Below are 22,667 nucleotides of genomic sequence, written 5' to 3' on the forward strand. Positions count from 1 at the left end.
TCTGCCATCACGCCCGGTTTCGGGCATGCTCCGGGTGGGGATCCGGGCGGGTGCCCGCCTCCCCGGTGTGACCCACGTCCCTGCCGGGGACGATCACGAGCGAAGGAGCCGAGGCATGACCGGCCGCTGGACCGAGGTCGCCGACGGCGTGCACGCGCGCCGCTACGAGGAGCTGGACCTGACGGTCGGGCTGGTCGTGGGCGCCGGGCGCTGCCTGGTCGTCGACACCCGCGGCGACGTCGAGCAGGGCACCGAGCTGGCCGCCGCCGTCCGCGAGATCACCCCGCTGCCGTGGGCCGTGGTCTGCACGCACGCGCACTTCGACCACGCCTGGGGCACCGAGTCGTTCCTGCCGTGCGAGGTCTGGGCGCACGAGCGCTGTGCCGCCGACCTGACCGGGGACACCGAGGCCGCCCGCGCCAGATGGATGGCCCACTACCGCGGCGAAGGCAAGCCGGAGATCGCCGAGGCGATCTCACGCACGACCATCACGGCCCCGGACCACACGTTCACCGGACGCGTCGAACTCGACCTCGGCGGCCGCACGGCCGTCCTGCTGCACCCCGGCCGCGCGCACACCGACCACGACGTGGTCGTGCACGTCCCGGACGCGGGGGTCGTCTTCGCCGGCGACGTCGTCGAGCACGCCGAAGCCGGGTTCAGCGCGTTTTCCTTCAGCGAGGAGACCGACCTGACCGCCTGGCCGGACGCCCTCGACGCGATCCTCGCGCTGGAGCCGCGCGTCGTCGTGCCCGGCCACGGCGACCCGGTCGACGCGGCCTTCGTCCGCCACCACCGCGACGGCTTGCACGAGCTGATCTCGCTCAAGGCGGGCGTGGGCCGCGGCGAGACGACCGAGGTGGCCGCCGTGGCAGCCTCCCGCTACCCCAGCGACGTCACCCTGGCCGCCCTCGCGACCCCCTGAAGACGGCTCAGCCGAAGTTCAGCTCACCCGTCCGGGTGCGCTTGAGCTCGAAGAAGTCCGGGTAGCTCGCCAGCGCCACCGCGCCGTCGAACACCTTCAGCGCGTCTTCGCCACGCGGGATCGAGCTCAGCACCGGGCCGAAGAACGCCACGCCGTCGATGTGGATCGTCGGCGTGCCGACGTCCTGGCCGACCGGGTCCATGCCCTCGTGGTGGCTCTTCTTCAGCGCCTCGTCGTACTCCGTGGAGTCCGCGGCGTCGAAGAGCTCGGCGGGGGCGCCGATCGCGGCCAGCGCCTCCTTGATGACCTGGTCGCGGTCCTTGTTGCCCTGGTTGTGGTAGCGGGTGCCGAACTCGGTGTAGTACTCGCGCAGCATCTCCTCGCCCTTGAGCTGCGACAGCGCCACGGCCACGCGCACCGGGCCCCAGCCCTGGGACAGCAGTTCCTTGTACTGCTCGGGCAGCTCGTCCCGGCCTTCGTTCAGCACCGACAGGCTCATGATCCGGAAGCGCAGGTCGAGGTTGCGGTGCTTCTCCACCTCCAGGATCCAGCGGGAGGTGATCCACGCGAACGGGCAGATCGGGTCGAAGTAGAAGTCGACCTTCGTGGGCTGCTCGGCTGCGGTCATCGGGGCACTCCTGGGTCACGTCTCGAGATGGGGCACACCCCCACACGACGGGCCAACACCGGGAAACGCGGGGTTGTTCCCTTATCGCCCCCCACCCCGTCCCCATGATTGGATGCGGGGAGTTGAAAACCGATACCAACGACCAGAGGTGCCTGTGCCCGCCCCCAACCTGACCCGCGACCAAGCCAAGCTGCGCGCGGATCTGCTCGAAGTCACCGCTTACGACATCGAGCTCGATCTGACCGACGGCCACGGCGGACCCGGGGAGAAGACCTTCGCGTCGAAGACGACCGTCCGGTTCTCCAGCGCCCGGGCCGGCGAATCGACGTGGGTCGACATCGTCGCCGACCGCGTGCACTCGGCCACCCTGAACGGCGCGGACGTCGACGTCACCGCGTACGTCGAGGACAAGGGCATCGCGCTGGCCGGGCTGGCCGAGGCGAACGAGCTCACCGTGACCGCCGACTGCCGGTACATGAACACCGGCGAAGGCCTGCACCGGTTCGTCGACCCGGTCGACGACGGCGTCTACCTGTACACCCAGTTCGAGACGGCGGACGCCAAGCGGATGTTCGCCTGCTTCGACCAGCCCGACCTGAAGTCGGTCTACCGGCTCACCGTCGTCGCGCCGAAGGACTGGAAAGTCGTCTCGAACACGATGGTGGAAGCATCCGGGGAGACGCCGGAAGGCGCCGTCCGGACGGTGTTCAAGGAGTCCGAGCGGCTGTCGACCTACCTGGTCGCGCTGATCGCCGGCCCGTACGCCCAGTGGCGCGACGAGTACACCGACGCCCACAAGACCATCCCGCTCGGCATCTACTGCCGCGCGTCGCTGGCCGAGCACATGGACGCCGACCGGCTGTTCACCGAGACCAAGCAGGGCTTCGGCTTCTACCACGAGAAGTTCGGCACGCCCTACCCGTTCTCCAAGTACGACCAGCTGTTCGTGCCGGAGTTCAACGCGGGCGCGATGGAGAACGCCGGCGCGGTGACGTTCCTGGAGGACTACGTCTTCCGCAGCCGCGTCACCCGCTACGCCTACGAGCGGCGCGCCGAGACGCTGCTGCACGAGATGGCGCACATGTGGTTCGGCGACCTGGTCACCATGCGCTGGTGGGACGACCTGTGGCTGAACGAGTCGTTCGCGACCTTCGCGAGCGTGCTGGCCCAGGCCGAGGCCACCGAGTACAAGAACGCGTGGACCAGCTTCGCGAACATCGAGAAGTCGTGGGCCTACCGGCAGGACCAGCTGCCTTCGACGCACCCGATCGCGGCCGACATCGTCGACCTGCACGCGGTCGAGGTCAACTTCGACGGCATCACCTACGCCAAGGGCGCGAGCGTGCTCAAGCAGCTCGTCGCCTACGTCGGGCTGGACCACTTCCTCGACGGCCTGAAGGTGTACTTCGGCAAGCACGCCTGGGGCAACGCCACCCTGGCCGACCTGCTGGGCGCGCTGGAGGAGGCGTCCGGCCGCGACCTGTCGTGGTGGAGCGCGCAGTGGCTGGAGACCACCGGGCTGAACTCGCTGAGCCCGCGCTACGAAATCGGCGCGGACGGGACGTTCACGTCGTTCGCCGTCGTGCAGTCCGGCGCGAAGCCGGGCGCGGGTGAGCTGCGCACGCACCGCGTCGCGGTCGGCGTCTACGACGAGGACTCGTCCGGGAAGATCGTCCGGAAGCACCGCGTCGAGCTGGACGTCGACGGCGAGCGCACCGAGGTGCCGGACCTGGTCGGGCAGCCGGCGGGCAAGCTGGTGCTGGTCAACGACGACGACCTGACCTACTGCACGATGCGGCTCGACCCGGCGTCGCTGACCACGCTGATCGACCGCATCGCCGACATCACCGAGCCGCTGCCGCGCACGCTGTGCTGGTCGGCGGCGTGGGAGATGACCCGCGAAGCCGAGCTGAAGGCCCGCGACTTCGTCACGCTGGTGCAGCGCGGCATCCACACCGAGAGCGAGGTCGGCGTCGTCCAGCGGCTGCTGCTGCAGGCCCAGACGGCGCTGAACTCCTACGCCGAGCAGGAGTGGGCGGCCTCGACCGGCTGGCCGGCGTTCACCGCGCGGCTGCTGGAGCTGGTCCGAGACGCCGAGCCGGGTTCGGACCACCAGCTGGCGTTCGTGAACTCGCTGGCCGGGTCGGTGCTGGACGGTCCCACGTTGTCGGTGCTGTCCGGCTGGCTCGACGGGTCCGCGCCTTTGGAAGGTCTCACGGTCGACACGGACCTGCGCTGGCGCCTGCTGCACGCGCTGGTGGCCCACGGCAAGGCGGATGCGGCGGAGATCGACGCCGAGCTGGCCCGCGACAACACGGCCACGGGCCGCCGCCAGGCGGAACGCGCCCGGGCGCTGCGCCCGACGGCGGAGGCCAAGGCCGACGCGTGGCAGCGCGCGGTGTACGACGACGAGCTGCCGAACGCGGTCAGCGACTCGCTCATCTCGGGCTTCTCGCACCCGGGCCAGAAGGCGCTGCTGGGTTCGTACGTGGCCAAGTACTTCGAGGTGATCGACGAGGTGTGGCAGCGGCGCTCGAGCGAGCGCGCGCAGCCGATCGCGATCGGGCTGTACCCGTCGTGGGCGGTGGACCCGGAGACGGTGTCGGCGTCCGACGACTGGCTGGCCGGCGAGCACCCGCAGGCCTTGAGGCGGCTGGTCTCGGAGGGACGCGCGGGCATCGTGCGCGCGTTGGCGGCCCGGGACTTCGACGCCCAGGCCTGACGACCGCCCCAATGTGGCGTTCGGTGCGTCTGACGCACCGAACGCCACATTGGGTGCGCTGGACGCAACCAACGCCACATTGGGGCGCTTGAGACCGGCTCAGGACACGAAGGAGCCCCGCACCTCGAGCAGGTGCGGGGCTCTTTCGCGTCTCGGGTCAGCGGGGCGCGGGGCCCGCCTGGTCGGACAGCATGCGCAGCGCGTTCACCAGGCCGTTGACCAGTCCGCGGACCAGGTCGCCTTCCTTGAACGACGCCACCATGCTGGCCACCGCCAGCTTGGCGCCACGGTCCGGGAGGCGCAGGTACGCCGTCTTGCCCGTGACGATCTCGATCTTCCGCTCGCCCGGGGACACCGCGATCAGGACCGCGTTCGCCGGGTCGGCCGTCGTCGAGTGCAGCTTCTCCGCCGTCGACCGGCTGTCCTCGCCGAGCTCGCCGAGGTAGAGGCTGAAGTCCAGGCCGGTCTCGCGGCTCGCGAACGTCAGCGCCTCGTCGAGGCGGGCCAGCTGCCGCGTGTTGAACGGCCCGGCGGGCGTGGCCGGCTCGTACATCTTCGCGGCCGACAGGCGGCCGCTGTTCGTGATGGCCTCGCCGTAGCCCAGCTCGGACTCGTCGACGCGCTTCGTCAGCTCACCAGTTGCCACGAGCGCCTCCCGCCGCGGTCGGGGCGCCCTCGGGCGCGCTGTTTTGGGCGGCGTTTTCGGCGCCGGCGTACCGGTGCCCCTCGCCGACCCCTTCGGGGTTGGCGCTCCACCACATGGCCGGGTAGTCCCAGGCCTGGCCGGACCGGTACCGCGGGGCGGCCCCCGACCTGCGCCGGAGCGTCAGCAGCCCGGCGAGGCCGTAGATGGCCAGCGGGATCACGGCGAACACCACGATCGTCTCGACAACGTTCACGGCGCTGAGCGTATCGGATGACCTCCGAAGACACTGAAGCCACCGCGCGCGCCCGCACTCGACCGTTCGTCGTAAGCCGACTGCCGTCCGCCGCTTGGCTTGCGGGCACTGGAACGTTGGGGCGAAGACCGTCGGGCCGAAAGGTTGCAACTCAACGTACAGGCGGCCGCACCCGCCGCTGTCGTCTTGTCGCCGCCTTGAAATCCTCGTAGCTTTTTCACCTATACGGGCCTTGCGCCCCGCTCCTCAGCCCCAGCAGGTAACGCATCGGTCCCAGGAGGCCTTGCCATGAACAGCGTCCAGACCCCCGCTCAGGCGATCACCGCGACCCTTTCGTCACCCAGCGAAACCGAATTCCTCCCCGGAACGCGTGTGACGGCGGGCACAAGGGTTACCCGCGGTACACGTGTCACTCGCGGTACACGCGTCACGGCAGGCACGCGGGTGACGGCGGGCACCCGGGTGACGGCGGGGACGCGGGTCACGCGCGGTACCCGGGTCACCCGTGGCACGCGGGTCACGATGGGCACGCGGGTGACGGCGGGGACACGGGTCACCTGCGGCATCCGCGTCACGCGAGGCACTCGGGTCACCCGGGGCACGCGAGTCACGATGGGCACCCGCGTCACCTGCCAGAGCGACTACGCCCTGGCTGCCTGACCCCGTACTCCAGGGCCGCGCGCACTACCTGAAAACATCGCGCAAGCACCCGGCTCGCCCCGGCCGCCGCAAGGCAGCCGGGGCGCCGGCTTGTCCGGGGGTCGCCGCCCGGGCCGTCAGAGCGTCAAGCAGCGTTGTCCGGGCTCCGCCACCCGGACCCCGAAGAGCCAGGCGGCGTTGTCCGGGGCTCCGCCCCGAGCCGGGGGCTCCGCCACCCGAACCCCCGAAGGACTAGGCAGCGGAGCCGAGATACGGCCGCCAGAGCGGATCGGCCTCCTTGGAGTGCGCGAGCAGCCGCCAGTGCGGGCCGTGCGGGGCCCGCGGGACGACGCGCAGCCGCCAGCCGATCTCCGAGAGCAGCCGGTCCGCCTTGCGGTGGTTGCACTTGGCGCAGCAGGCGACGCAGTTCGTCCAGCTGTGGGGGCCACCCCGGCTGCGCGGGACGACGTGGTCGATCGTCTCGGCCCGCCCTCCGCAGTAGGCGCAGCGGTACCGGTCGCGGTGCATGAGCCCGGCGCGCGTGAGCGGCACCTTGGCCCGGTAGGGTACCCGCACGTACGTGCTGAGGCGGATCACCGAAGGCACCGGCAGCGAAACCTTCGCCGAATGCAGTTCGGTCCCGCCGGGGTCACCGTGGACCACTTCGGCCTTGCCACACATCACGAGCACGACAGCGCGCCGCAGCGGCAGCGCGGTCAGCGGCTCGAAAGTGGCGTTGAGCAGGAGCACCCGGCGCCGGCCCCAGGCCGGGGCGGCCGGATCCCGGCCTCTACTACGCTGTCCGGGCGGGCGGGTCACTCCCCCTGGGCGGGTCCCCGGCCCGGCCGGGACGGTTCCGCCGGATGCGGAACCCCCCGGATAGGCACGCAGAACCACCTCTGGCGTCTCGTCGGCCATGGCTTGGCCGGAGACGCCGCGGGGGCTGGGTTGTCGGTCTGGCACTCGACCACCTCCAGGGGCGTAGGCATAGTCGACCACAGAACAGCCCCCCAGCGCACGTGTGTTACACGACGTGTCACATCCGCGCGACCCAACATCCACTTCGAGTTGGGATGACAGACCGATCGGAAGGACCAGCGAACCCCGTGCTTCCCCTGCTCACCACCGACAAGACACCGTGCACCGGTGATGCCAGCACGTTCTGTTACCAGGTGTTCAAGGTGACGAACAACGAGTGGCTGGCGGGCTCGGCGAACTGGTTGCTGACCAAGCCGCTGAAGATCCTGATGATCATCGTGATCGCTTTCGTCGTGCGGCTGCTGTTGAGACGGATGATCAACCGCATCACGACGTTCCCGAAGACCGGCGGCAAGCTGCCGGCGCTGCTGCGTCCGCTGCGTGAGCGCGCCCCCGAGGTGCTCGGCTCCGCCGTCTTCGAACGGCGGCGCCAGCGCGCGCAGACCATCGGCTCGGTGATGAAGTCGGTGGCGACCTTCCTGGTCTACGGCCTCGCGTTCATCCTCGTGCTGGGCGAGCTCGGCATCGACCTCGGCCCGATCATCGCGTCGGCCGGCATCATCGGCGTCGCGATCGGGTTCGGCGCGCAGAACCTCGTCAAGGACTTCCTGTCCGGCATCTTCATGATGATCGAGGACCAGTACGGCGTCGGCGACGTCGTCGACATCGGCGAGGCGACCGGCACGGTCGAGGCCGTCGGCCTGCGGATCACCACGCTGCGCGACCTCAAGGGCACGGTCTGGTACGTCCGCAACGGCGAGGTGCTGCGCGTCGGCAACTCGAGCCAGGGCTTCGCCGTGGCGGTCGTGGACGTCCCGCTCGGCTACACCGCCGACGTCGAGCGCGCCACCATGGTGCTCGCGAAAGCAGCCTCGACGGCCACCGAGAGTGACGCGCTGAAGGACAACATCCTCGAGCCGCCGGAGATGCTGGGTGTGGAAAGCGTCACAGCGGAGGGTCTCCAGCTGCGCCTGACGGTGAAGGTGCGGCCGGGCAAGCAGTGGGCCGTGCAGCGGGCCCTGCGCGCCCAGCTGCTGGCGGCGCTGGAGGTGGCGGGCTTCGACCCGCCGCTCGGCAGGCTGTTCCCGCCCGCGGCCCCGGCGGTCGAGAAGTAGCACCGGCGGCGTCGTTACGCTGGGAAGCGGGTTCGCGACTCCTCCGGCAGGAACGGGACCGGGCATCGGGAACCCGCACCCCCAGGGCAAAATGGAAGGCGTGTCTGCAGTGAGCGAACCGGTGAACCTCTACGAAGCGATCGGCGGCGAACCGACGTTCCGCCGGATCGTCGGGCGGTTCTACGAAGAGGTCGCGCGCGACGAGATCCTCCGCCCCCTCTACCCCGAGGAAGACCTCGGCCCGGCCGAAGAGCGCTTCCGGCTGTTCCTCATGCAGTACTGGGGCGGCCCGCACACCTACTCCGACCAGCGCGGCCACCCGCGGCTGCGGATGCGGCACGCGCCGTTCAAGATCGGGCCGATCGAGCGGGACGCCTGGCTGCGCTGCATCCGGATCGCGGTCGACGAGGAGAACCTCGAAGAGCCCTACCGGCAGCAGCTCTGGGCCTACCTGGAGATGGCCGCGCACAGCATGATGAACAGCTTCGTCTAGTGGCTGTGACATCAGGGGCTTCGCCCCGAGCCGGGGGCTCCGCCACCCGGAGCCCCCGATGAGATCGGCCGCCTGGTGGCGCGATGCCGTCTTCTACCAGGTCTACGTCCGCTCGTTCGCCGACTCGGACGGTGACGGCGTCGGGGACCTGGAAGGCATCCACTCCCGGCTCGGTTACCTGGAGCTGCTGGGCGTCGACGCGCTGTGGCTGACGCCGTTCTACCGCTCCCCCATGGCCGACCACGGCTACGACATCGCCGACCCGCGCGACGTCGACCCGATGTTCGGCACCCTCGGCGACTTCGACGTGCTGCTCACCGAGGCCCACAAGCGGAACATCAAGGTCACCGTCGACGTGGTGCCGAACCACACCAGCAACCAGCACGCCTGGTTCAAGTCGGCGATGGCGGCCGCTCCGGGCAGCCCGGAGCGCGAGCGCTACATCTTCCGCGACGGCGTCGGGCCGAAGGGCGAGGACCCGCCGAACAACTGGATCAGCGCGTTCGGCGGCCCGGCCTGGACGCGGGTGCCGGACGGGCAGTGGTACCTGCACCTGTTCGCACCGCAGCAGCCGGACCTCAACTGGACCAACCCGGAGGTCGCCGCCGATCTGGAGCGGACGCTGCGGTTCTGGCTCGAACGCGGCGTCGACGGCTTCCGCATCGACGTCGCGCACGGCATGGCGAAGCCGCCCGGCTTGCCGGACATGGACCCGCGCGCGGACCCGCTGGGGCCGAGCCTCTACTACGACCCGCGGTGGGACCACGACGGCGTCCACGAGATCCACCAGATGATCCGCAAGGTGCTCGACGAGTTCCCGGACGCGATGGCGGTCGGCGAGATCTGGGTGACCGACGAGGAGCGGCTGTCGCGCTACCTGCGGCCCGACGAGCTGCACCTGGCGTTCAACTTCCGGCTGGTGCTGACCCACTTCGACGCCGACGCGATGCGCACGGCCATCGAGCGCTCCCTGACGGTGCCGGCTCGCTCGGGTGCCCCGGCGACGTGGACGCTGGGCAACCACGACGTCTGGCGGCAGGTCAGCCGCTACGGCGGCGGTATTTCCGGGGTGCGCCGTGCGCGGGCGATGGCTCTCGTGGAGCTGGCTCTGCCGGGGGCGGTGTACCTGTACAACGGCGAGGAACTGGGCCTGGCCAACGTCGAGCTGTCGCCTTCGGACATGGCCGACCCGCGGGCGAAGACGAGCGGGGCGGAGTTCGGGCGGGACGTTTCGCGGGTCCCGCTGCCGTGGGAGGGCGACCTGCCGCCGTTCGGGTTTTCGCGGAACCCGCGCACGTGGCTGCCGATGCCGTCGGAGTGGGCCGGGCTGACGGTGGAGAAGCAGATCGAGGACCCGGAATCGACGCTCTCGCTGTACCGGCAGGCGATCGAGCTGCGGAAGACGCATCCGGCGTTCGGCGGCGACGAACTGGAGTGGTACGGCGCGCCCGCGGGATGTTTCGCGTTCCGGCGGCGCGGGGGCGGGCTGGTTTGTGCGTTGAACACCTCCGCCTCACCCATCGCGTTGCCGCCGGGTGAGGTGCTGCTGTCGAGCAGTCCGCTGGTGGAGGGCAAGCTGCCCGCGGATTCGGCCGCCTGGCTGGTCTGACCCGGGTTCTCAAGCGCCCCAATGTGGCGTTCGGTGCGTCCAACGCACCCAAAGTCAAGTTCCGACTTAGGTACCCAAGCAACAAGGGGTGTTTTGCCTGGTCAGGACCCTTAGGGCAGCGTGGAGGCACCAGTCCGGTGCCTCCACGCGCTCAACGGGCCGTCTGACTCCTGGCTCCGATGCGACGGCTTTCGGACCACCGTTGCGCAGCTGCCGCCATGTCCTTGATCCAGGGCTCCGGATCGGCCTCGGCGATGGCGCTCCACATCGCGGCCTGAGCGGCCGCGAACGCGGCCACGGCGTCCGCCGGCGCGTCGTTCCATGACGGGATCTGAGCAGCCCAGCTTTCGGCGTCTTGCGGCGAGTGGCCCGACGCGATGAGCCAGACCACCCAGCATGCCGGGTCGATCCAGGCCGCTCCGCGGGTTGCCCAAGCCCAGTCGACGAACAACGCCGCGTCGCCGACGAGGACGTTGCTCGGGCTCCACTCGGTGTGCAGGACGTAGTCACCCGCGAACAGCTCCGGACTGTCGGTGTAGCTCGCCCACCGCTTCTCGGCGAGCTTGAGCTCGATGTCCGGGCACGGTAGCTCTTGGAGCGTCCGCAGCGACTGGACAAACTTCGCCAGGTCGAGTGATCCGGGCGAATAGTCGATGTGCCGACCGGGTGTGTGCTCGAACGCCAGGAGGTTCCACTCGTCGTTGTCGATCGACCATCGCAGCGCGGCGGTGACGGGCCGGACATGGGGGTTGACGGCCTTCTCGCGGTTTTGAGTCCACACACGTGGGTGATCAGCACGCAACCCCTTGACGAACGTCGCTCCGTCCGCCGAGCGGAGCACTACGGCGAGCTCGGAGTTGAAGCCGCTCGACACTGGCTCGACGCTGCTGAGCGGTCCGGTTCGCGCTTCGATGTCGCGGCGGATGCTGTCGGGGAGTGAGTCCCAGGTGACTCGGGTCGTGACCACGGTGGCACCTTACGGTCGGCGGCGCCTCGGGGCTGACCGAGGCCAGCCCCGAGGCGCGGGCTACTTACCGGTACGGGTTGTCGTCGTTGCAGCCGCAGACGATCGTGTTCGAGGTGAATCCCTCCAGGTCAGCAATGATCTGGATGTCCACCTCCTCGGGGTCGGTCCGGGGCGGCGGTTCGAGAGTGAGTGCAATTGCGGCCATTAGTTGGCTACCTTCCTTTCCTCGGTGTGCTGGCAGTAGTTGGCCAGCGGTGCCTTCGCCTTGCGGAACAGCGAGGCCAGGGGCATACAGGTTCCGCACGTACCGCTGAGCTGGCAGCCTGTGCATCCGCCCTGACGAGCCAGCAGTCCGTCTGCGATACCCGCTAGACGACGCAAACCCTGGATGCCTTCTTCCACCAGCGAGATCTTGGGGTCGCGCGCAACTTTGCAGGTACTTGCATTCCCGTGCGGATCAACATGAAAGAACGTACTTCCGGCATCGCACCCGTTGAACTGAGCGCGCTTGGTAAGGTGCTCGGGTGATTGCGTGGCCAGTACATCGGCTCCGCCGTAGATGGTAGGGGAAATATTTGCGAAGTCGGCGGAAGGAATCCCATATCTCTCCGCCAGTGCGCGCATTGCATCGACCTCGTGAGCGTTGTCCTTTGTGATGATGATACTTAGCTCCAGAGGCAATCCGGCTTCGTGTGCCGCGGCGAGCCCGCGCGAAAATGCTTTGTGAGCGCCGCGTCGCTGCGTTAGCCCGTCGTAGGTCTCTTCCGTGGCGCCGTACACGCTGAGCGTGAGCTTGTGCGGGCGCCTCTGCGTTAGCATGTCGAGCATGACCGGGTTGAACAAGCGTGAGCCGTTGGTCAGCACTTCAATCATCATGCCAAGGGCAAAGGCATATGAGTAGGTTGCCGCGAACTGCTTGTCGATCATCGGCTCGCCGCCAGTCAATTGAAGCCAGACGACGCCGGCATCACGCAAGGCGTGCAACACTTCTACGCGGTCATTCCAGGGGAGTCCCTCAAACTCCTTTACGCCCAGGTAGCAATGCTTGCAGTCGTAGTTGCAGCCGAGGTTCAGCTCATAGCTGGCTCGACCGTAGTTCAAGAATGAAGGAGACCGGACTATCATCACGTCGGCAGCCTTGCGTCCGCTGGCATCCAATTTCCAGGTTCGATGCACGACGCCAGTAAGCCACTCCGGGCACGGATCATCCGCCGACAGGGCGCTCAACTGATCGAACTTGACCTGAGGAATCTTCAACCCTTGAGGTTTGCCAGGACTCAGGAGAAGGAATGATCCCTGAAACGGGGTGGCGATTACCTGATGCATGAACTAACCTCTTTCAGTCGGACGCCTCGTAGCCGCTCGGTCAGCCTCGTTGGAGCCGGTGCCGTCCCCGAGCGATCCCGCCCTGGGGGGCTTCGCGCCGAGCCTGCGCTTGAGTCGGGATCGGTTTGTCCGTCCAGCGGTGGTGCAAGATGGCGTTGATCGCCTCGCAGACTTGATCGAATGACGGTTGCCGGGCTGGGTTGACGACGACAGTGAGGTCATGGCGAGGAATCGTGATGAATGCGACCGGCACGTTCTCCTGCTCGCACGCCGCCTGCACGATCTCCCGCCACATGGCAGGGTCCGGCCCACTGCGGCCCCACTGGTGATCGAAGATCACCCAGTTGCCTAGTAGGAGTTTGCCGACCACTTCGTGTGCCGTACCGGCCATGTACGGCCGCGCCAACCTGGTCATGGTCAGCACCGCCCACCCGGCGTCGGGCCGCAGACGGCGCCCAGCGTCTTTTGGACCTCGTCCGCCAGTCCCGGCCTGTAACCGCAGTCAGCTGGAGCGACCCACCATGACCACACGCCCGCACTGGTCACGGTCGGCGGCAGCGCAATCAGTGCACCAGTCGGGAATAGCCCGACCTCGGGCACTGTGCGCAACTTCCACCACAGTCGTGAACCAGTGCGGATCAGCAATCGAGCCGATTCCCGACGCGGCGCCAGCATGATCGGGCACGACCGCAGCGCTGAATTTGGCAGGTGAAGCGCCTTCTCGACCATGCCGGCTGGGGCGGTCAGCACATCGAAGTCTTCCCCCGTGCGAGCCAGCACCGCATATGGCGCCACCGACCACCAGGACCACGTTTCGGCCACGGCCCGCAACGACCGGGGCGACACCCGCACCGCCACCAGTCCGTCCGTGGGCACCGGCGTGTGTCCCTGGATGTAGCGCTCGCCGTCCCAGACTGACCCGGGCTGGACACCCCACCCGTGCGCGGGATACTCGACCGCCGAGGCCCGAAGCCGCTCGTCCATTTCCGGCACCACACGTCGAGCAAGGCCGAATGCCGTCATCGGGCCCCGCCGCCCGTCGAGGCAGCCGCAGATGGGACACGGCGGGACCGGGCGCCAGATTCGCCGTCGTCAGCCCGGCCCCGCCGTGAGTCAGGCCCAGCCACCTCGGCGGGGGAGACCGCGTCGACGGCGACGAAGTTCGCCGGACGCGGCCCAGAGGTGGCCGGAGTACAAGAAGCGGCGAGCGCGTTCCGCAGCCGAGCAGACGCACCCGGTAGGCCGATCCGATAGGAGAGCCACCCGATCATGGCGGTCTTCGGTACGGGCGTTGGTGCCTCGCTGCTCATGACGAGCCTCCGTGGGGTCATCTGGGGGTTGCCACGACGCTACGGCGGGTTGCTTACCGATCTCCAGAAGTTTGCTAGAGTTTGCTCGAAGATCTCGTTCAGCCAGGTGGCTGGTTGACCGATCATCGCTGCTAGATGCAGGATCGAGCTGCTTGAGCAAACTCACGCACGCAGCTAGCAGGAGGGTCCATCATGCGGCTAACGTTTCTCGGCAAGGCAACCCAAGGCGGAGGCTCACCGACACTGTTCGCCACCGACCGCAACACCTACGTCGTGCAGGGATGGAAGGTGGCCGATGCACCCGACAGCGTCGAGATCCCTCACCGCCTTCTCGCGCATGTGGAAGCAGGCACTTACGTAGGCGCACGGATGGTCGACACTGGGCGTGGCAGCTTCACACTGCTGGGCGAGCCGGTCACGGACGAAGAAGCCTTGTCGTTCATGGACATTCCCGGCCACGAAACGTGCGTAGAGGTCCCGAAGGAAAGGGAGGTTTGGTTCGGTGGAGCTGCTACAGGGTGAGGCATTCGACGACCTGTTTCACACCTTTGAGCAAGACGCCTTTCATCTGGAAGTGGAAGACTCCTATCACACTTCCGAAGAGACCGGACCTTTCCAGCTGTTCCTGAGCGGAAAAGTCGACGACTTCGCCTGGCATCAGCCGTGGCTTGAGCTCGTCCGAGAGGTCAGTGCTTCAGGTAGGAGTATCCGCCGGGTGCGGGTCGTTACAGTGCCTCACGTCGACTACACGCGATGGGGTCTCACTGTGGCCGAACACAACATTGACGCTGGCGAGGATATTCGCTGGCTGCCTCGCCAACTGCTCGGATCCGACAAATTGACTACGGATGATTTCTGGCTGTTCGACGACACGCGTGTAGCGTTCACCGTATTCGAGCCGAGCGGTCAATTTGCTGGCGGAGCCGTAACGATCGATCCGGTCATCGTCGGCCACTGTCGCGCGGCCCGGGATCGAGCATGGCATGCCGCTATCCCTCACAGGGAGTACGTCGACAACAACGAATCCACCACTGCGTAGAGCCGCACGCAGTGACAAGCTCGGTTCACCAGGCGCGGGAAGCCCTCGGCCATCGTCTGCGCGACATCCGGAAGGATGCCGGGCTCACTGGCCGGGGGCTCGCCACACTCGCGGGTTGGCACAGCTCCAAAGTCTCGAAGATCGAGTATGGTAAGCAGGCACCCACCGAGGACGACATACGCGCATGGTGCCACCATGCCGGGGCAGACGAGCAGATACCGGACTTGATCGCGACTGCTCGCCACATCGAAGCGATGTACGTGGAATGGCGCCGGACGCTCGGGACGGGAACAAAGCGCCGCCAGCGTGCTTCTCGCACACTGGAGGCGAAGACCCGACTCATGCGTTGGTACGAGCCTAAGCTTATTCCGGGCCTTTTGCACACGGCCGAATATGCCGAAGCCGTCATGCGCCGCGTGATCGACTTCTACGATATCCCAGACGATCTCGACGCGGGCGTAGCCGAACGAATGGAGCGCCAGCAGGTCCTATATCGTGGTGACAGGCGTTTTCATTTCATCATAGCTCATCAGGCACTGCTCACGACCGTAGGAAATACGGACGTGATGATCGGGCAGCTTGACAGACTTCTGGCAGTCACGTCAATGCCGCGCGTCAGTTTTGGAATTATCCCCACTCGCGCACAGTACTTAGTCCCGACCAATCAGTTCATCATGTACGACAGTCGCCTCGTGCAGGTAGAGACAATATCCGCAGAGTTGTCCATCACGCAGCCGCGAGAGATCGCCCTGTATGTCAAGGCGTTTGACGAACTCGTCAAACAGTCCGTTAAAGGCGCCGCCGCGCGCGCACTCGTCGTGGACGCCTTCAACCAGCTGCGGGACGAGAGAACAACGATGCGGCCCAGCGACTCGACGGAGGACTCGTCGTAGCAGTCAAGGCTTCAGCCGGTGGCGGGGTCGCCCACCCCGAAGTCCAGGGTCTCGCGTGGCACGAACCCGGAGGTGTCGATCACTGCGTCGAGGTGCCCGTGCACTTCGCAGGCGCCAGCGTCGGACGAAGGCGGTCGTTGTCGTCGCGCGGGACCGGTATCTCGCCAGGCTGAGGTACACAGGTGATCTGGGCGTCTTCGGCGACGCCGATGTAGCGGATGAGCCCTGCGATGCCTGGGGTGATCTTGCGGTCGCGGACCAGGAGGACGAGGCGCTGTTGGTCGTCGTGTTCGAGTTCGCAAGGTCGGACGATGTCCGAGCCGAATTCGATGGCGTGCAGCATGACGGTTCCTCCCCGTTGCGGTCGCTCTCCCTGGCGGCCGTCGCGCTGAGACGCTGGGTGCCTGGTTTTCGCCCAGTCGTCCGCGCGTGGTTCGGGCCTACCTGGTGGTGGTCCGAACCTCAACAGAGATCATCTGGCGTGTGGCGGCCGGCGTTACCGGAGTTCAGAAGGTGGCCAACCTTGGCTCACGTCGAATTCGTCGATTTCGCCAGAGGTGCGGGAGGCGCCCACCTCGGCGACCAGGCTCGCGACGGTTTTGCGCGCGAAGCGTCGCAGGTTCGGCGGCAGCATCCGGTATTGGGCCAGCAGCTCGGTCTCGTCTTCCGGCAGCGGCTCGCCGTCGTAGACCGGGAGCTCGAAGTCTGCGGCGAAGGCACGGGAGACCTCGGTGACCGGGGCGCCGAGCGCGTCGGCGATGCGTTCCATGACCGGTGCGAGCGGCATCCGAGCTGGTGCGGTCGAGGGCTTCACGTAGTTGGCGAGTGAGCCGGGTTTGAGGCCGGCATCGCGCTCGACCTCGGCGACGGTGCGCGGAGCGGCGTACCCGCGGATCAGCGCGGCCACGTTCTCGACCGATCGGCTTGACGAGCCGTTCCCCTCGGACACGTCCATCCCCCCAATGGTCAGCCCGGCGTCTCGGGCGGCTACTTCGCCGCACCTCTTACACCCGTTCGGCGTAGTCGCGAAGGGAGTGTACGGGAAGCGTACTGAGTCGATACTGAGGGCGACCAGTGCCGATCGGGCAGTCCGAGAAGAGACGCAGATCACGTGGATGTCGGGAACAAGTGATCACGGGTGATCAGAGATGACCATGTTTCACGTATTCCCTTGACGATCTCACTGCTGAGAGCCAAGTTGGACATTACCGAGCGCGAGCGCCCGAGGGGGGCATTCACACCTGTGACGAGAGTCGTTGTGGGTCGCCGGTAATCAAGGGGAGCGTTGTGGCGAGCAACAACGGCAGAAGCGGGAAGGAACCGAGCAAGCCGGTCAACCAGTCGGTCTTGAACACGGTGGCGGAGACTGCGGCAAAGTTGCGCTGCAGCGTGCCCACGGTCCGACGCTTGATCAAGAGCGGTGAGCTCAACATCGTCCGAATCGGCCAGGGGCGAGGTCTGCCGCGGGTGCCCGACTCGTCGATCAAGGCCTACGTCCAACGCCACACCACCTGCAGCAGCTCTAGCTGAGCGCGGATACGCCGCGCATTTCTTCCGGTCGATCGACCGATTTATTTCTTTCGCTGAGGAGGCGATTTTTGTCATGCCGAATTCCGGCCGGGGCACCGCTGTGCCCGCCGTTGTGGAGGACGACGCCGTCAGAGCGTCGATCGACTCGTTCGCCAGCGTCATAGGTGCGCTGCGGCGGATCAAGCGCGCGCAGGCGAAGCTCACCGAGGAGCGCAAGGACAACGAGGCGCTGATCAAGGCCGCGCTGGTCGCCCGAGGTGCGTCGGTCGGGACGGTCGGCGGCGTGCCGGTGGTGTCGTTCGCCAGCTCGACGCGGATCGCGCTCGATCAGGGGCAGCTCAAGGAGCGGCGCCCGGATCTGTTCGAGGAGTTCAGCGACATCTCCGAGGTCTGGACGTTCCGCCTGTTGAACCCATGACCATCCCGTTCGGCACGCTCGTGGTACTGGCCCGGGAGATGATCTCTCAGGCCAGCGCCCCCAGCGCGAGCGGCGGCGAGACCGCGCAGACGGTCGCCGCGCTGCTGACGGCCGAGCCGCGCAACGAGGCCGGGGTGCTGGCCGTCGTGACGGTGATCTTCCGTGACGCGCTGGCCGACCCGTTCCGCGAGACCACGGCGAACCGTTGGCGCCCGCTGCTCCCGGCCTGGGTGCATCCGCCGTTGGTCGGCGCGGCCGTGAACCGCTTGCGCGCCACCGGTATCCTGGTCGCTACGGGTCGCTATGTGCATAGCACCGACTCGGCGGGCCGCAACGTCGGCAAACTGCAACCGGTGTACACCTTGGACGTCGAGGCACTGCGCGAGCATTCCGCCGCGCGCCCGGCAGCCGCATCCTGACGCATCGCCGTCACCCTTCTACCTCTTCGTGATTCCCGCCGCGCCTGGTCGCGGCGGTCATTGTCGACCCGTCTTTTTGTTGCCTGTAGGGGGTTTCTGTGGCGCGCGATCATGCCCGCATCTACGTGCGTATCTGGAATGACAAGGACTTCCGGGAGCTGTCGCTTCCGGCGAAGATGCTCTACCTGCAGCTGATGTCGCAGGAGAAGCTGTCCTACGCCGGGGTCCTGGACCTGACGATGAAGCGCTGGGCCGGACCGCACCCCGACCTCGCGACATCTGAGGTAGGTGCCGCGCTGGACGAGCTGGACGCCGCCCGGTTCGTGGTGCTCGACCAGGAGACCGAGGAGCTGCTGGTCCGGAGCTTCATCCGCAACGACGAGCTGTACAAGCAGCCCAACGTGCTGGCGGCCGCGCTGCGGACGGCGTTCGAGATCGAGTCGCCGGTGCTGCGTGCCGCGCTGGCCGCCGAGCTGCGCAGGCTCCCGGACGAGATCACCGGCCCGGCTCCGGCGTTCGCCGCCGACGCGCTGGAGGCCGGAGCGCGCACGCTGCCCGCGGACGTCAAGGCCGCGATGAGTATCCGTGGCACCGTCCGCCCGCCGGCCACGCCGCGACGCGCGAGCCCGCCGCCCGTCGACCCGGCCCCGGCCGACGACGCATCCGCACCGACCCTGAGCTCGCCGAACCCTTCCGCGAACCCCTCGCCGAACCCTTCGGCGCAGGCCCAGGGAGAAGGGAGTAGGGAGCGGGAGACTGGAGAACCTTCACTTACCTCGGGTTCTGAGAAAGGGGGGACGGCGCGGAAAAATCCGGCGGCCGCAGCCGCTGGTGCTGGTCGGCGGGGCCGGGGCCGTCCGCGTAAGCCGACCTCGCCCTGGCAGGCCCCGGCGGCCGAGCTGGTCGCGACCCTGGGTGTCGCGGCGCCGCCGCAGGTGGTGGCGCGGCTGGTCGCCGAGGTGGTGCCGATGCTCGAAAGCGGGATCGACTCGCGGTTCGTGGCGGCGGGCTTGCGGCGCTGGACGGCGAAGGCGTTGCCGCTGCGGTTCTTCGCCGAGTTCGTCGGCGAGGAGATGCGCGCGGACCGGATCGCGATGTCCCCGCAGCAGGCCGAGCGGGACGCAGCCATGGCTGCACGGTTCGAGATGATCCGGGCCGCCGCCATCGCCGAGGACGACACCAGCCCGCTGGGCCGCGCGGTGCGCGCACCGCACCGGCACCTGACGGCCGGGCAGATGCAGGACATCCTCGACGGCGCGCTGCGCGAGACCCTGGCCGGTGCGGCATGACCGTCTCAGAGCTGAGCCGCGGCGAGGTGATCGACCTGCTCACCCGCCACCGCGGTGCCCGCATCCCGTCCGACGCCAGCGTCGGGGCTTGGCAGCACGCACTCACCGGCTACACCGCCGCCGAATGCCACGCCGCGCTGCTGAGACTGGGCCCCAACGCCCGCCACGCCACCCCGGCCGAGATCACCAACAGCGTCGACGCCGCCCGCGACCGCGCCGTTGACACTGACAGCGAAACGGCGACGGCGGCCGAGGACGAGACCGACGGTGAGTCTGAAGACGAGGCCGCCACGGGGGATCAGCAGCGGCGTCGCGAGGCCCGGGAGCCGGGGAAGGGCCAGCCGCCGCTCTACGCCCCGGTCCGGCTCGATCAGACCGCCCGGGCCGCGCAGCGCGAGTGCTACCGGCAAGCCGGGCTGCGCGGCAGGCGCGCGGTCTATGCCGCGATGGGCTGGGACCGCGATCCGGACGCCGACCCCGCCGCGTCCCGCTCGGTGCCGTGCCCGTTCTGCAAAGCCAAAACCTGGGTCGCGTGCAGCCCGCTGACCCGCAACACCGGCGGAGTCCGCGACACCCGCGACCCGGCGACCGGTTCCCACGCCGCCCGCCTGGCACGCGTGAAGGCCAAAGCGGCCCTTGCCCAGCGCCGACACGACAACGACACACCGGAAGGCACCCGATGACCAGCACTCTCGACACTGGCGCACGGGAAGACCGGGTCAACCCGGTGATGCTGCGCTTGGCGTTCGACGCCGCCGTGGACCAGCTCACTCAACCGGGCCTGCACGTCGTGGCCCGCGACAACGGCGACCTCGACCGCGCGACCTCGCCGTGCCTGCTCGACCAGCTGGCCGTCGCGACCCAGCCCGGCCACGAACGCACCGGCGGCGCCAGCCCCGGCTCCCGGCCGCCGGCCTCGCTCAACGCGCTGACCCTGGTGGCCGAGATCAGCCAGGCCCTGCGCGTCGCGCTGGCCGCGCTCGGCTACAACCTGTTCGGCCCCGGCCCGCGCACGACGCTCACACAGCAGGTCCAGCTGTGGGCCTCGCACGCCGAGCAGTGGCAACTCGAGCACGTCGACTACCTCGCCCACGCGACACGCGAGGCCGAGCGCTGGGTGGCCGCCGGCCGCGCCATCCTCGATCCCGCTCCGACCTACCGGCTGCGCGGGCACGCCTGCCCGACCTGCGGTCACAGCGCGGTGCTGATGTGGTCGGTCACGGAAGGGGAATGGCTGCGCCAGCCAGCGCTTTCCATCGACACCGACCGCGCCGAGGCCGTCTGCGCGGCGTGCGATTCCCGGTGGGGATTGGACTTCTGGGCGCAACTGGGACAGCTCTTGGAGCAGCAGCAGGCGGAAACCCTTGCGCTGGACTGTGAATAGCCTTGACACGGTGATCACCGGACAGGCATACTGACAGGGCTTGGCGGAGCTGTACCTACCGTCAGCCGTCACGATTCTTCTTTGAAGGCCCGCGCTCCCTCCCCCCTTGGCGCGGGCCTTCGTCATGTGCGGGCAGCGGCCGCGCGACGCTGGCCCCGGCCACCCCTCACCGAGCAGGCCGCACGCGGGCGCGCCGCCGCCCGCACATCCCCATCCCACGACCGACATTCGCCAAAAAAGTGAATTGCTTGATCCCGCGCATTCCTCGAATTGTTCCCGTGAGCATGGCCGCATTAATAATGGTTGCCTTGAATTGCATTGCCGCACAGGATGGAAACAGGTCCCCCGGATCACCTCACCGAGAAATCCGGTTCCTGGGGCCAGAATCCGTTCTGTGGAGGCTCTGTCATGCAGTGGTGGAAGAAAGCTCCTGAGCCCGGCATCAGCCCCGACGACGCACCGGGACACCATTCCGATCACTACGGGGAGCACGCCGGGGAAACGTCGCACATCCAGTCGATCCCGGCGCTGGCGCAGCGGATCGTGGACGAGCTGCCGGAGAAGTTCGACTTCCTGGCCTTCTCCGCGGTGGTCTACCGCTACGAGATCGCCCAGGTGTGGTGGATCGACATCGCGGTCTTCGGACTCGACGCCGACGACATCGACTCCCCGCTGGGCGAGGCGACCCACGACGGGGTGTGGACCGAGCTCAACGAATACAGCTGGGAACACAACGGCATCGTCCGGTTCGCCATCGGGACCGTCCGGCTGCTCACTCCGGCCGAGCAGGACCGCTACACGCCCGGTCACGTCGCGGTCCGCCGGTTCCACCTGCGCCAGATCGCCCGCGCGGCTTGGCGGCACGTCGGCGAGCCGTTCAGCTGGGGTGCCCTGGCGGCATTGTTCGGCGACCGATGACCAGCCTGGACTACGGCGACGATCCGCCACCGATCCTGCCGGTCGCCGAGGGCATCTACACCGTGCTTGACCTGCACCGCGCCTTCGGCACCATCCCGATCCACGCGAACGTCCGCGTCTACATCGCGGGCACCAACCTGATGGTCGCTCTCGGCGGCCTGGACGACGGCTACCTGCTGGGCGAGCACGCCGGCAAGGCGCCGCAACGCCAGCTCGGCGCCGAGTACTACACCAGCGCCGCGCTCCAGCTGCGCCACCACATCGAAGACGCCGTCATGGCCGAGCTGCCGCGACGCGGCGACGGCCAGCCGTGGTTCCCGTTCATGGTCTGGCTCCAGCCCGAGCACTGGGCCGCGCAATACGGCTACCACGACCACGGCGTCACCGTTCTGCCCGAGGGGGAATCCACATGACCGACAACCACATGACACCGGTGTGCGCCAACGACGACACCCCGGCCGTGGCCGTGCTGCTGCACAGCGCGCCGGAGGACACGCTCGGCTCGGCGCTCTGCGAAGCGTGCGCGACCTGCACCGACACCGCCTGCGGCGAACTCGGCACCATCCTCGACGTCGCCCTGCTCGAACCCTGGTGCGCCCACCATGCCCGCCAGTACGAGGACGGCGGCGAGATCCAGGGCCCGGACATCGTGCCGCTCGACCACGACCGCGCCCGCTGGGCCCTCGCCAAGGGACAGCAGCCGTGATGGCCGCCGAGAGCACGCCCGACACCGGGTACGACATGCTCACCGCCGAGGCGTACACCCGCTACCGCGAGGGCCTGGACGACACCGTCCGGCTCGAACTCGACCTCTACGAGAAGCTTGCCAGCAACGTCCGCACCATGCGGGTGCTGTATCTGGCGATGCTGAACCTGGACAAAGGGCTACTGCCCGCCGACGTCGGCGCCGACGAACTCGCGCGGGCGAAAACCGACGGGCTGGTCTACCTGTCCGGCCGTCGCCTGCGCGCCACTCGCGACGGGTTCGCCCTGCTGTGGCAGTGGAAAACCGAGATCGAGCCGCACATCCGTAAGACGCCGTTCCAGCGGCTGTGGCGGCAGGTGCTCGGATGGTGAGACAGGCCAGCGTTCGCGCGAGTCGCTGCGGCATTACCCGCGAACACCGCCAGGCCGTCCCCGCCGGCCACGGCATCACGCGGCAAGGC

31 protein-coding genes are annotated in these 22,667 nt (G+C 68.1%); 19 read left to right on the forward strand and 12 right to left on the reverse strand.

Going from position 1 to position 22,667, the window contains the following annotated elements; genetic code table 11:
* Positions 1–115 precede the first annotated feature (115 nt).
* Complete coding sequence (locus CF165_RS32600; RefSeq protein WP_093951412.1) at positions 116–925, forward strand: MBL fold metallo-hydrolase; 810 nt, start codon at positions 116–118, stop codon at positions 923–925.
* 7 nt (positions 926–932) lie between these two features.
* Here the strand turns inward: CF165_RS32600 and CF165_RS32605 are convergent, their stop codons facing one another.
* On the reverse strand, positions 933–1,553 hold the full coding sequence (locus tag CF165_RS32605) for a mycothiol-dependent nitroreductase Rv2466c family protein (RefSeq protein WP_093951413.1): 621 nt from the start codon (positions 1,551–1,553) through the stop codon (positions 933–935).
* A 154-nt stretch (positions 1,554–1,707) separates the two neighbouring features.
* On the opposite strand from CF165_RS32605, the gene pepN reads away from it, so the two are divergent.
* The gene (gene pepN, locus CF165_RS32610) at positions 1,708–4,275 is read left to right on the forward strand and encodes an aminopeptidase N (protein ID WP_093951414.1); all 2,568 of its coding nucleotides are present in this window, start codon (positions 1,708–1,710) and stop codon (positions 4,273–4,275) included.
* A 157-nt stretch (positions 4,276–4,432) separates the two neighbouring features.
* Here pepN and CF165_RS32615 read toward each other — a convergent pair whose 3' ends face one another.
* Positions 4,433–4,921, reverse strand: a complete 489-nt coding sequence (locus CF165_RS32615) for a DUF5130 family protein (RefSeq protein WP_093951415.1) — start codon at positions 4,919–4,921, stop codon at positions 4,433–4,435.
* Complete coding sequence (gene ctaJ / locus CF165_RS32620; RefSeq protein WP_093951416.1) at positions 4,908–5,174, reverse strand: aa3-type cytochrome oxidase subunit CtaJ; 267 nt, start codon at positions 5,172–5,174, stop codon at positions 4,908–4,910. Before ctaJ ends, CF165_RS32615 begins: the two co-directional genes overlap by 14 nt.
* Positions 5,175–5,462: 288 nt before the next feature.
* Here ctaJ and CF165_RS32625 point away from each other — a divergent pair, with 288 nt between their 5' ends.
* On the forward strand, positions 5,463–5,834 hold the full coding sequence (locus CF165_RS32625; RefSeq protein ID WP_093951417.1) for a hypothetical protein: 372 nt from the start codon (positions 5,463–5,465) through the stop codon (positions 5,832–5,834).
* A 231-nt stretch (positions 5,835–6,065) separates the two neighbouring features.
* Here CF165_RS32625 and CF165_RS32630 read toward each other — a convergent pair whose 3' ends face one another.
* Positions 6,066–6,563 carry an HNH endonuclease gene (locus CF165_RS32630; RefSeq protein WP_093951418.1) on the reverse strand — a complete coding sequence of 166 codons (498 nt, stop codon included), beginning with the start codon at positions 6,561–6,563 and terminating at the stop codon, positions 6,066–6,068.
* Positions 6,564–6,919: 356 nt separating this feature from the next.
* Here CF165_RS32630 and CF165_RS32635 point away from each other — a divergent pair, with 356 nt between their 5' ends.
* The 3 genes from CF165_RS32635 to CF165_RS32645 all read left to right on the forward strand — a co-directional run bounded on the left by CF165_RS32635 (position 6,920) and on the right by CF165_RS32645 (position 10,008).
* Positions 6,920–7,906 carry a mechanosensitive ion channel family protein gene (locus tag CF165_RS32635; RefSeq protein ID WP_205661027.1) on the forward strand — a complete coding sequence of 329 codons (987 nt, stop codon included), beginning with the start codon at positions 6,920–6,922 and terminating at the stop codon, positions 7,904–7,906.
* 109 nt (positions 7,907–8,015) lie between these two features.
* On the forward strand, positions 8,016–8,399 hold the full coding sequence (locus CF165_RS32640) for a globin (RefSeq protein WP_093951419.1): 384 nt from the start codon (positions 8,016–8,018) through the stop codon (positions 8,397–8,399).
* 58 nt (positions 8,400–8,457) lie between these two features.
* Positions 8,458–10,008 (forward strand): glycoside hydrolase family 13 protein, encoded by a 1,551-nt coding sequence (locus CF165_RS32645; protein ID WP_093951420.1) that lies wholly within the window; start codon positions 8,458–8,460, stop codon positions 10,006–10,008.
* A 151-nt stretch (positions 10,009–10,159) separates the two neighbouring features.
* Here CF165_RS32645 and CF165_RS32650 read toward each other — a convergent pair whose 3' ends face one another.
* The 5 genes from CF165_RS32650 to CF165_RS50470 form a co-directional block, all read right to left on the reverse strand.
* Positions 10,160–10,975 (reverse strand): aminoglycoside phosphotransferase, encoded by an 816-nt coding sequence (locus CF165_RS32650; RefSeq protein ID WP_093951421.1) that lies wholly within the window; start codon positions 10,973–10,975, stop codon positions 10,160–10,162.
* Positions 10,976–11,039: 64 nt separating this feature from the next.
* Complete coding sequence (locus CF165_RS51350; RefSeq protein ID WP_158226862.1) at positions 11,040–11,180, reverse strand: hypothetical protein; 141 nt, start codon at positions 11,178–11,180, stop codon at positions 11,040–11,042.
* Positions 11,180–12,301 (reverse strand): radical SAM protein, encoded by a 1,122-nt coding sequence (locus CF165_RS32655; RefSeq protein WP_093951422.1) that lies wholly within the window; start codon positions 12,299–12,301, stop codon positions 11,180–11,182. The genes CF165_RS51350 and CF165_RS32655 overlap by 1 nt, the downstream gene beginning before the upstream one ends.
* Positions 12,302–12,341: 40 nt before the next feature.
* The gene (locus tag CF165_RS32660; RefSeq protein ID WP_205661029.1) at positions 12,342–12,716 is read right to left on the reverse strand and encodes a hypothetical protein; all 375 of its coding nucleotides are present in this window, start codon (positions 12,714–12,716) and stop codon (positions 12,342–12,344) included.
* A gap of 2 nt (positions 12,717–12,718) precedes the next feature.
* Positions 12,719–13,285 (reverse strand): hypothetical protein, encoded by a 567-nt coding sequence (locus CF165_RS50470; protein ID WP_143268707.1) that lies wholly within the window; start codon positions 13,283–13,285, stop codon positions 12,719–12,721.
* Positions 13,286–13,803: 518 nt separating this feature from the next.
* Here CF165_RS50470 and CF165_RS32665 point away from each other — a divergent pair.
* The 3 genes from CF165_RS32665 to CF165_RS32675 are packed head-to-tail and all read left to right on the forward strand — an operon-like array spanning position 13,804 to position 15,543.
* Positions 13,804–14,133, forward strand: a complete 330-nt coding sequence (locus CF165_RS32665; RefSeq protein ID WP_093951423.1) for a hypothetical protein — start codon at positions 13,804–13,806, stop codon at positions 14,131–14,133.
* Positions 14,114–14,650 carry a DUF6879 family protein gene (locus CF165_RS32670; protein ID WP_093951424.1) on the forward strand — a complete coding sequence of 179 codons (537 nt, stop codon included), beginning with the start codon at positions 14,114–14,116 and terminating at the stop codon, positions 14,648–14,650. Before CF165_RS32665 ends, CF165_RS32670 begins: the two co-directional genes overlap by 20 nt.
* An 11-nt stretch (positions 14,651–14,661) precedes the next feature.
* Complete coding sequence (locus CF165_RS32675) at positions 14,662–15,543, forward strand: helix-turn-helix domain-containing protein (protein WP_093951425.1); 882 nt, start codon at positions 14,662–14,664, stop codon at positions 15,541–15,543.
* Positions 15,544–15,622: 79 nt separating this feature from the next.
* Here CF165_RS32675 and CF165_RS32680 read toward each other — a convergent pair whose 3' ends face one another.
* The 3 genes from CF165_RS32680 to CF165_RS51355 all read right to left on the reverse strand — a co-directional run bounded on the left by CF165_RS32680 (position 15,623) and on the right by CF165_RS51355 (position 16,940).
* Positions 15,623–15,886, reverse strand: a complete 264-nt coding sequence (locus CF165_RS32680) for a hypothetical protein (RefSeq protein ID WP_093951426.1) — start codon at positions 15,884–15,886, stop codon at positions 15,623–15,625.
* Positions 15,887–16,039: 153 nt separating this feature from the next.
* On the reverse strand, positions 16,040–16,498 hold the full coding sequence (locus tag CF165_RS32685; RefSeq protein ID WP_093951427.1) for a hypothetical protein: 459 nt from the start codon (positions 16,496–16,498) through the stop codon (positions 16,040–16,042).
* Positions 16,499–16,778: 280 nt separating this feature from the next.
* Positions 16,779–16,940, reverse strand: a complete 162-nt coding sequence (locus tag CF165_RS51355; protein WP_158226863.1) for a hypothetical protein — start codon at positions 16,938–16,940, stop codon at positions 16,779–16,781.
* On the opposite strand from CF165_RS51355, the gene CF165_RS53860 reads away from it, so the two are divergent.
* From CF165_RS53860 to CF165_RS32735, 10 genes are all read left to right on the forward strand, one after another.
* Positions 16,933–17,073, forward strand: a complete 141-nt coding sequence (locus CF165_RS53860) for a helix-turn-helix domain-containing protein (protein WP_158226864.1) — start codon at positions 16,933–16,935, stop codon at positions 17,071–17,073. The genes CF165_RS51355 and CF165_RS53860 overlap by 8 nt on opposite strands.
* A gap of 112 nt (positions 17,074–17,185) precedes the next feature.
* Positions 17,186–17,491: a hypothetical protein gene (locus CF165_RS32695; protein WP_143268708.1), complete on the forward strand. Its 306-nt coding sequence runs from the start codon at positions 17,186–17,188 to the stop codon at positions 17,489–17,491.
* On the forward strand, positions 17,488–17,910 hold the full coding sequence (locus CF165_RS32700; protein ID WP_093951430.1) for a hypothetical protein: 423 nt from the start codon (positions 17,488–17,490) through the stop codon (positions 17,908–17,910). Before CF165_RS32695 ends, CF165_RS32700 begins: the two co-directional genes overlap by 4 nt.
* A gap of 125 nt (positions 17,911–18,035) precedes the next feature.
* Positions 18,036–19,199, forward strand: a complete 1,164-nt coding sequence (locus CF165_RS32705) for a hypothetical protein (RefSeq protein WP_143268709.1) — start codon at positions 18,036–18,038, stop codon at positions 19,197–19,199.
* Positions 19,196–19,882, forward strand: a complete 687-nt coding sequence (locus tag CF165_RS32710; RefSeq protein WP_093951432.1) for a zinc finger domain-containing protein — start codon at positions 19,196–19,198, stop codon at positions 19,880–19,882. Before CF165_RS32705 ends, CF165_RS32710 begins: the two co-directional genes overlap by 4 nt.
* A complete protein-coding gene (locus tag CF165_RS32715) occupies positions 19,879–20,583 on the forward strand; it encodes a DUF7341 domain-containing protein (protein ID WP_093951433.1) in 705 nt (234 codons plus the stop codon). The genes CF165_RS32710 and CF165_RS32715 overlap by 4 nt, the downstream gene beginning before the upstream one ends.
* A 408-nt stretch (positions 20,584–20,991) precedes the next feature.
* Complete coding sequence (locus CF165_RS32720; protein ID WP_093951434.1) at positions 20,992–21,501, forward strand: hypothetical protein; 510 nt, start codon at positions 20,992–20,994, stop codon at positions 21,499–21,501.
* Positions 21,498–21,914, forward strand: coding sequence for a hypothetical protein (locus tag CF165_RS32725; RefSeq protein ID WP_093951435.1), 417 nt, complete (start codon positions 21,498–21,500; stop codon positions 21,912–21,914). Before CF165_RS32720 ends, CF165_RS32725 begins: the two co-directional genes overlap by 4 nt.
* On the forward strand, positions 21,911–22,207 hold the full coding sequence (locus CF165_RS32730) for a hypothetical protein (RefSeq protein ID WP_093951436.1): 297 nt from the start codon (positions 21,911–21,913) through the stop codon (positions 22,205–22,207). Before CF165_RS32725 ends, CF165_RS32730 begins: the two co-directional genes overlap by 4 nt.
* Positions 22,207–22,578, forward strand: a complete 372-nt coding sequence (locus CF165_RS32735) for a hypothetical protein (protein WP_093951437.1) — start codon at positions 22,207–22,209, stop codon at positions 22,576–22,578. Before CF165_RS32730 ends, CF165_RS32735 begins: the two co-directional genes overlap by 1 nt.
* The last annotated feature ends 89 nt before the right edge of the window (positions 22,579–22,667 follow it).

The sequence above is a fragment of the Amycolatopsis vastitatis genome (assembly GCF_002234595.1).
In the GTDB taxonomy this organism is placed as follows: Bacteria; Actinomycetota; Actinomycetes; order Mycobacteriales; family Pseudonocardiaceae; genus Amycolatopsis; species Amycolatopsis vastitatis.

Excerpts from the sequence above, each read along its gene's own strand:
- CF165_RS32645 (WP_093951420.1), top strand. The coding sequence starts at position 8,458 with ATGAGATCGGCCGCCTGGTGGCGCGATGCCGTCTTCTACCAGGTCTAC.
- CF165_RS32655 (WP_093951422.1), bottom strand. The coding sequence starts at position 12,301 with ATGCATCAGGTAATCGCCACCCCGTTTCAGGGATCATTCCTTCTCCTG.
- CF165_RS51350 (WP_158226862.1), bottom strand. The coding sequence starts at position 11,180 with ATGGCCGCAATTGCACTCACTCTCGAACCGCCGCCCCGGACCGACCCC.
- CF165_RS32665 (WP_093951423.1), top strand. The coding sequence starts at position 13,804 with ATGCGGCTAACGTTTCTCGGCAAGGCAACCCAAGGCGGAGGCTCACCG.
- CF165_RS32685 (WP_093951427.1), bottom strand. The coding sequence starts at position 16,498 with ATGGACGTGTCCGAGGGGAACGGCTCGTCAAGCCGATCGGTCGAGAAC.
- CF165_RS50470 (WP_143268707.1), bottom strand. The coding sequence starts at position 13,285 with ATGGACGAGCGGCTTCGGGCCTCGGCGGTCGAGTATCCCGCGCACGGG.
- CF165_RS32730 (WP_093951436.1), top strand. The coding sequence starts at position 21,911 with ATGACCGACAACCACATGACACCGGTGTGCGCCAACGACGACACCCCG.
- CF165_RS32715 (WP_093951433.1), top strand. The coding sequence starts at position 19,879 with ATGACCAGCACTCTCGACACTGGCGCACGGGAAGACCGGGTCAACCCG.
- CF165_RS32660 (WP_205661029.1), bottom strand. The coding sequence starts at position 12,716 with ATGACCAGGTTGGCGCGGCCGTACATGGCCGGTACGGCACACGAAGTG.
- CF165_RS32625 (WP_093951417.1), top strand. The coding sequence starts at position 5,463 with ATGAACAGCGTCCAGACCCCCGCTCAGGCGATCACCGCGACCCTTTCG.
- CF165_RS32720 (WP_093951434.1), top strand. The coding sequence starts at position 20,992 with ATGCAGTGGTGGAAGAAAGCTCCTGAGCCCGGCATCAGCCCCGACGAC.
- CF165_RS32725 (WP_093951435.1), top strand. The coding sequence starts at position 21,498 with ATGACCAGCCTGGACTACGGCGACGATCCGCCACCGATCCTGCCGGTC.
- CF165_RS32735 (WP_093951437.1), top strand. The coding sequence starts at position 22,207 with ATGGCCGCCGAGAGCACGCCCGACACCGGGTACGACATGCTCACCGCC.
- CF165_RS32680 (WP_093951426.1), bottom strand. The coding sequence starts at position 15,886 with ATGCTGCACGCCATCGAATTCGGCTCGGACATCGTCCGACCTTGCGAA.
- CF165_RS32600 (WP_093951412.1), top strand. The coding sequence starts at position 116 with ATGACCGGCCGCTGGACCGAGGTCGCCGACGGCGTGCACGCGCGCCGC.
- CF165_RS32710 (WP_093951432.1), top strand. The coding sequence starts at position 19,196 with ATGACCGTCTCAGAGCTGAGCCGCGGCGAGGTGATCGACCTGCTCACC.
- CF165_RS32700 (WP_093951430.1), top strand. The coding sequence starts at position 17,488 with ATGACCATCCCGTTCGGCACGCTCGTGGTACTGGCCCGGGAGATGATC.
- CF165_RS32605 (WP_093951413.1), bottom strand. The coding sequence starts at position 1,553 with ATGACCGCAGCCGAGCAGCCCACGAAGGTCGACTTCTACTTCGACCCG.